Below are 5432 nucleotides of genomic sequence, written 5' to 3' on the forward strand. Positions count from 1 at the left end.
ACCAGTTTCCTGATCGGGGGTTTTGGTATAGGTGCTTGACGATGACCTACTCTCACATGGGGAAACCCCACACTACCATCGGCGATGCATCGTTTCACTACTGAGTTCGGGATGGGATCAGGTGGTTCCAATGCTCTATGGTCGTCAAGCGATTCAGCTGGAGTATCGTCGTTAGACGCTGCTCCGAATTGGGTATGTGATAAATGGTTTTGCAGTTCGTACAAATTTTCGGCTGTTGCGGTCTTCTTGTTGCTAGACACACAAACATCAAATTGTTTGGGTGTTATATGGTCAAGCCTCACGGGCAATTAGTATTGGTTAGCTCAACGCCTCACAGCGCTTACACACCCAACCTATCAACGTCGTAGTCTTCGACGGCCCTTTAGGGAACTCAAGGTTCCAGTGAGATCTCATCTCGAGGCAAGTTTCCCGCTTAGATGCTTTCAGCGGTTATCTTTTCCGAACATAGCTACCCGGCAATGCCACTGGCGTGACAACCGGAACACCAGAGGTTCGTCCACTCCGGTCCTCTCGTACTAGGAGCAGCCCCTCTCAAATCTCAAACGTCCACGGCAGATAGGGACCGAACTGTCTCACGACGTTCTAAACCCAGCTCGCGTACCACTTTAAATGGCGAACAGCCATACCCTTGGGACCGGCTTCAGCCCCAGGATGTGATGAGCCGACATCGAGGTGCCAAACACCGCCGTCGATATGAACTCTTGGGCGGTATCAGCCTGTTATCCCCGGAGTACCTTTTATCCGTTGAGCGATGGCCCTTCCATACAGAACCACCGGATCACTAAGACCTACTTTCGTACCTGCTCGACGTGTCTGTCTCGCAGTCAAGCGCGCTTTTGCCTTTATACTCTACGACCGATTTCCGACCGGTCTGAGCGCACCTTCGTACTCCTCCGTTACTCTTTAGGAGGAGACCGCCCCAGTCAAACTACCCACCATACACTGTCCTCGATCCGGATAACGGACCAGAGTTAGAACCTCAAGGTTACCAGGGTGGTATTTCAAGGTTGGCTCCACGCGAACTGGCGTCCACGCTTCAAAGCCTCCCACCTATCCTACACAAGTAAACTCAAAGTCCAGTGCAAAGCTATAGTAAAGGTTCACGGGGTCTTTCCGTCTAGCCGCGGATACACTGCATCTTCACAGCGATTTCAATTTCACTGAGTCTCGGGTGGAGACAGCGCCGCCATCGTTACGCCATTCGTGCAGGTCGGAACTTACCCGACAAGGAATTTCGCTACCTTAGGACCGTTATAGTTACGGCCGCCGTTTACCGGGGCTTCGATCAAGAGCTTCGCGTTAGCTAACCCCATCAATTAACCTTCCGGCACCGGGCAGGCGTCACACCCTATACGTCCACTTTCGTGTTTGCAGAGTGCTGTGTTTTTAATAAACAGTCGCAGCGGCCTGGTATCTTCGACCGGCATGGGCTTACGCAGTAAATGCTTCACCCTCACCGGCGCACCTTCTCCCGAAGTTACGGTGCCATTTTGCCTAGTTCCTTCACCCGAGTTCTCTCAAGCGCCTTGGTATTCTCTACCTAACCACCTGTGTCGGTTTGGGGTACGGTTCCTAATTACCTGAAGCTTAGAAGCTTTTCCTGGAAGCATGGCATCAACCACTTCGTCGCCTAAAAGACAACTCGTCATCAGTTCTCGGCCTTGATTTCCCGGATTTACCTAAGAAATCAGCCTACCACCTTAAACACGGACAACCAACGCCGTGCTGGCCTAGCCTTCTCCGTCCCTCCATCGCAGTAATTAGAAGTACGGGAATATTAACCCGTTTCCCATCGACTACGCATTTCTGCCTCGCCTTAGGGGCCGACTCACCCTGCGTCGATTAACGTTGCGCAGGAAACCTTGGTCTTTCGGCGTGGGAGTTTTTCACTCCCATTGTCGTTACTCATGTCAGCATTCGCACTTCTGATACCTCCAGCAAGCTTCTCAACTCACCTTCACAGGCTTACAGAACGCTCCTCTACCGCTCATCCTAAGATGAACCCGTAGCTTCGGTGTATGGTTTGAGCCCCGTTACATCTTCCGCGCAGGCCGACTCGACTAGTGAGCTATTACGCTTTCTTTAAAGGGTGGCTGCTTCTAAGCCAACCTCCTAGCTGTCTAAGCCTTCCCACATCGTTTCCCACTTAACCATAACTTTGGGACCTTAGCTGACGGTCTGGGTTGTTTCCCTTTTCACGACGGACGTTAGCACCCGCCGTGTGTCTCCCGTGCTGACACTTGTTGGTATTCGGAGTTTGCATCGGTTTGGTAAGTCGGGATGACCCCCTAGCCGAAACAGTGCTCTACCCCCAACAGTGATACACGAGGCGCTACCTAAATAGCTTTCGAGGAGAACCAGCTATCTCCGAGCTTGATTAGCCTTTCACTCCGATCCACAGGTCATCCGCTAACTTTTCAACGGTAGTCGGTTCGGTCCTCCAGTTAGTGTTACCCAACCTTCAACCTGCCCATGGATAGATCGCCCGGTTTCGGGTCTATACCCAGCGACTGTCGCCCTATTAAGACTCGCTTTCGCTACGCCTCCCCTATTCGGTTAAGCTCGCCACTGAATATAAGTCGCTGACCCATTATACAAAAGGTACGCAGTCACCCAACAAAGTGGGCTCCCACTGCTTGTACGCATACGGTTTCAGGATCTATTTCACTCCCCTCTCCGGGGTTCTTTTCGCCTTTCCCTCACGGTACTAGTTCACTATCGGTCAGTCAGTAGTATTTAGCCTTGGAGGATGGTCCCCCCATATTCAGACAAAGTTTCTCGTGCTCCGTCCTACTCGATTTCATTGATAAGAGAATTTCGTGTACGGGGCTATCACCCACTACGGCGGCACTTTCCAGAGCCTTCCACTATTCTCAAATCAACTTAAGGGCTAGTCCCCGTTCGCTCGCCACTACTAAGGGAATCTCGGTTGATTTCTATTCCTCAGGGTACTTAGATGTTTCAGTTCCCCTGGTTCGCCTTACACACCTATGTATTCAGTGTGTAATAACCAGCTTATGCTGGCTGGGTTCCCCCATTCAGAGATCTCCGGATCAAAGTCTGTTTGCCGACTCCCCGGAGCTTATCGCAGGCTACAACGTCTTTCATCGCCTCTGACTGCCAAGGCATCCACCGTATGCGCTTCTTCACTTGACCATATAACCCCAAGCAATCTGGTTACTGTCTAATAACGTGAAGACGACATTCGCCGAAAATTTGCAATTGAGAACTACAAATTTTACCTTGACCAAATTAATTACCAGTGAAAGTAATTAATCAGTCACTTCTATCACATACCCAAATTTTTAAAGAACGATTTTCTTACTGGTCAAAGACCAGAAATCAACATTCATCTACTTTCAGTAGGAACGTTCATTTCTGAACTCTTACGATACTGTAATGGTGGAGCCAAGCGGGATCGAACCGCTGACCTCCTGCGTGCAAGGCAGGCGCTCTCCCAGCTGAGCTATGGCCCCATATTCGTACAAGGCCAAACCCCACAACAATTGGTGGGTCTGGGCAGATTCGAACTGCCGACCTCACCCTTATCAGGGGTGCGCTCTAACCAACTGAGCTACAGACCCAATCGTCTTTTTCAATGAATCAAGCAATTCGTGTGGGAACTTATGAAGAAGCTGAAGTCTTCGATTAAGGAGGTGATCCAGCCGCAGGTTCCCCTACGGCTACCTTGTTACGACTTCACCCCAGTCATGAATCACACCGTGGTAACCGTCCTCCCGAAGGTTAGACTAGCTACTTCTGGTGCAACCCACTCCCATGGTGTGACGGGCGGTGTGTACAAGGCCCGGGAACGTATTCACCGTGACATTCTGATTCACGATTACTAGCGATTCCGACTTCACGCAGTCGAGTTGCAGACTGCGATCCGGACTACGATCGGTTTTATGGGATTAGCTCCACCTCGCGGCTTGGCAACCCTTTGTACCGACCATTGTAGCACGTGTGTAGCCCTGGCCGTAAGGGCCATGATGACTTGACGTCATCCCCACCTTCCTCCGGTTTGTCACCGGCAGTCTCCTTAGAGTTCCCACCATTACGTGCTGGTAACTAAGGACAAGGGTTGCGCTCGTTACGGGACTTAACCCAACATCTCACGACACGAGCTGACGACAGCCATGCAGCACCTGTGTCTGAGTTCCCGAAGGCACCAATCTATCTCTAGAAAGTTCTCAGCATGTCAAGGCCAGGTAAGGTTCTTCGCGTTGCTTCGAATTAAACCACATGCTCCACCGCTTGTGCGGGCCCCCGTCAATTCATTTGAGTTTTAACCTTGCGGCCGTACTCCCCAGGCGGTCAACTTAATGCGTTAGCTGCGCCACTAAGAGTTCAAGACTCCCAACGGCTAGTTGACATCGTTTACGGCGTGGACTACCAGGGTATCTAATCCTGTTTGCTCCCCACGCTTTCGCACCTCAGTGTCAGTATCAGTCCAGGTAGTCGCCTTCGCCACTGGTGTTCCTTCCTATATCTACGCATTTCACCGCTACACAGGAAATTCCACTACCCTCTACCGTACTCTAGCTCAGCAGTTTTGGATGCAGTTCCCAGGTTGAGCCCGGGGATTTCACATCCAACTTACTGAACCACCTACGCGCGCTTTACGCCCAGTAATTCCGATTAACGCTTGCACCCTTCGTATTACCGCGGCTGCTGGCACGAAGTTAGCCGGTGCTTATTCTGTCGGTAACGTCAAAGTAGCAACGTATTAAGTTACTACCCTTCCTCCCAACTTAAAGTGCTTTACAATCCGAAGACCTTCTTCACACACGCGGCATGGCTGGATCAGGCTTTCGCCCATTGTCCAATATTCCCCACTGCTGCCTCCCGTAGGAGTCTGGACCGTGTCTCAGTTCCAGTGTGACTGATCATCCTCTCAGACCAGTTACGGATCGTAGCCTTGGTGAGCCATTACCTCACCAACTAGCTAATCCGACCTAGGCTCATCTAATGGCGCGAGGCCCGAAGGTCCCCCGCTTTCTCCCGTAGGACGTATGCGGTATTAGCGTCCGTTTCCGAACGTTATCCCCCACCACTAGGCAGATTCCTAGGCATTACTCACCCGTCCGCCGCTCTCAAGAGAAGCAAGCTTCTCTCTACCGCTCGACTTGCATGTGTTAGGCCTGCCGCCAGCGTTCAATCTGAGCCATGATCAAACTCTTCAGTTCAATACTGCTTGGGTTTTGAGAAAACCCTAAACTTAGCTCAGCAATCGTTGGTTACATCTTTGATTTCTCGCGGAGTAACTTGTGATGCTGATAATCTTGCGACTAGCAGTCTTACCTCACAAGCACCCACACGAATTGCTTGATTCAGTTGTTAAAGAGCGGGTTGGTTAAGCCTTTCGTCTCAACCGAGGCGCGCATTCTACAGCAGCCTCACCTTCCGTCAAG

The 5432-nt window shown here is 51.1% G+C and carries 2 tRNA genes and 3 rRNA genes; all 5 read right to left on the bottom strand.

Features of this window, described 5'->3' with window-relative positions:
- Positions 1-33: 33 nt before the first annotated feature.
- The 5 genes from rrf to ACIGEK_RS22360 all read right to left on the bottom strand — a co-directional run bounded on the left by rrf (position 34) and on the right by ACIGEK_RS22360 (position 5207).
- Positions 34-149: ribosomal RNA gene (rrf, locus tag ACIGEK_RS22340) — 5S ribosomal RNA — on the bottom strand.
- Positions 150-287: 138 nt separating this feature from the next.
- Positions 288-3177 (bottom strand): 23S ribosomal RNA (locus ACIGEK_RS22345).
- 244 nt (positions 3178-3421) lie between these two features.
- Positions 3422-3497: transfer RNA gene (locus ACIGEK_RS22350), tRNA-Ala, on the bottom strand.
- 31 nt (positions 3498-3528) lie between these two features.
- Positions 3529-3605, bottom strand: a tRNA-Ile gene (locus ACIGEK_RS22355).
- A gap of 65 nt (positions 3606-3670) precedes the next feature.
- A 16S ribosomal RNA gene (locus ACIGEK_RS22360) occupies positions 3671-5207 on the bottom strand.
- The 16S, 23S and 5S rRNA genes sit together here with 2 tRNA genes alongside, the layout of an rRNA operon.
- Positions 5208-5432 lie beyond the last annotated feature (225 nt).

It is taken from the genome of Pseudomonas sp. NPDC079086 (assembly GCF_044542155.1).
GTDB lineage: Bacteria > Pseudomonadota > Gammaproteobacteria > Pseudomonadales > Pseudomonadaceae > Aquipseudomonas.